The organism is Ralstonia sp. VS2407, assembly GCF_052950655.1.
This window is the reverse complement of record NZ_JBRFVG010000312.1, coordinates 1-449: the sequence shown is the minus strand read 5'-3', so window position 1 is coordinate 449 and position 449 is coordinate 1. Positions and strand designations below refer to the sequence as shown.

The window sequence follows — 449 nt, the reverse complement described above, 5'->3', positions numbered from 1 at the left end:
CGCCTGCAGATCGCGGTCGTGGTCGACGAGTTCGGCGGGGTGGACGGGGTCGTGACGATGGAGGACCTCATCGAGGAGCTCGTCGGCGACGTCGTCGACGAACACGACAATGCCGACGCCGCCGCCCGGCAGGAGCCCGACGGCTCCTGGGACCTCTCGGGCCTGCTACGCCCGGACGAGGCCTCGGACTACATCGGCGGCCCGCTTCCCGAGGACGAGGACTACGAGACCGTCGCCGGACTCCTGACCCTGCACCTCGGGCGGATCCCGGAGGAGGGTGACTCCGTCGTGTTCACCGTAGAGCGCTTCGAGGCTCCCGACCTGGAGGTGCACCTCACCGCGACCGAGATGCACGGCCTGCGCGTGGACCGCGTCCACGTCGAGGTCGACGAGATCCTGGACCCCGATCCGGATGCGCCGGAGTTCGATGGCGAGGCGGATACGCGATG

1 protein-coding gene is annotated in these 449 nt (G+C 69.7%); it reads left to right on the top strand.

Translation table 11 applies throughout. The features are described from left to right. Nucleotides 1-449, top strand: a 449-nt coding sequence (locus ACU8YE_RS25220; RefSeq protein WP_446930294.1) for a transporter associated domain-containing protein, incomplete at both ends; no start/stop codon positions are given.